Source organism: Actinoallomurus acaciae (assembly GCF_042429965.1).
In the GTDB taxonomy this organism is placed as follows: domain Bacteria; phylum Actinomycetota; class Actinomycetes; order Streptosporangiales; family Streptosporangiaceae; genus Actinoallomurus; species Actinoallomurus acaciae.
The window spans coordinates 1-845 of sequence record NZ_JBHLZP010001189.1 but is presented as its reverse complement, the minus strand read 5'-3'; the positions used below and the strand labels follow the sequence as shown (position 1 = coordinate 845).

Genomic DNA, 845 nt, shown 5'->3' with positions numbered 1-845 from the left:
GGCCAGCCGGCGCGGCTCGGCCACGATCACCCGCCGCCCGGTCTCGGCAAGGGCCAGCGGGACGACCGTGGTCTTGCCGGTGCCGGGAGGCGCGGCCAGCACGGCGGCACCCGGTGAGTCGAGCGCGTCGCGCAGGCCGGGCAGCGCGGCGGCCACCGGGAGGTCGAAGGAGCGCACGTCATCAGTCTCGCGGAAGGGCGGCGGTGTCCGGACCGCGTCCTGGTCTGCCAGCATCGGGAGATGCTGAGTATCGGAACGATCGTGATGGGTGCCGCGAACGTCCGGCGCGCGGTGGACTTCTGGTGCCGGGCGCTGGACTACGTCCCTCGCGGCGGGTTGGTGGAGGACGACTGGACGGTTCTGGTCCCGGCGGACGGCTCCGGTCCGGGCCTCGCACTCGGGCTCAGCGAGACACCGGTGCAGGAGCACCCGCGCGTCCACCTCGACCTGTACGCGGGCGACGCGGCGGACCAGGCCGCCGAGGTACGGCGACTGATCGCCCTCGGCGCCGAGCGGGTCGACTGGGACCGATACCCGGACGACCCCGACTTCATCGTGCTGGCCGACACCGAGGGCAACCGCTTCTGCGTCATCGACACGAGCCGTTAGCCGTCACCGCCCTGACCGCGGATCCCGCGTAGAGCCGCGCCGGGGCCGTCGTGCTGGAGGCGACGAGCGTCGGAAGCCGCCAGAATCGCCCACGCGGCCGAGGGCGCCGCGACGGCGCGGCCTGCCGACCGCCGGGAGCGACCAGCGCCAGATCGCCGAGGCGGGGCCGACGGCCCGGGTGTGGTCCTCGCCAGGTTCGGGAGTGCCCGGCAGGTCGGGACCCGCGCGCTCGTGGC

At 74.8% G+C, this 845-nt stretch carries 2 protein-coding genes; one reads left to right on the top strand and one right to left on the bottom strand.

Features of this window, described 5'->3' with window-relative positions; all coding sequences use genetic code 11:
- Window positions 1-234: hypothetical protein (locus ACFFNX_RS51535; protein WP_378213833.1), on the bottom strand; the 234-nt coding region annotated here is incomplete at its 3' end.
- A gap of 6 nt (window positions 235-240) precedes the next feature.
- Here ACFFNX_RS51535 and ACFFNX_RS51530 point away from each other — a divergent pair.
- Window positions 241-609 carry a VOC family protein gene (locus ACFFNX_RS51530; protein WP_378213832.1) on the top strand — a complete coding sequence of 123 codons (369 nt, stop codon included), beginning with the start codon at window positions 241-243 and terminating at the stop codon, window positions 607-609.
- Window positions 610-845: the final 236 nt, after the last annotated feature.

Excerpts from the sequence above, each read along its gene's own strand:
- ACFFNX_RS51530 (WP_378213832.1), top strand. The coding sequence starts at position 241 with ATGCTGAGTATCGGAACGATCGTGATGGGTGCCGCGAACGTCCGGCGC.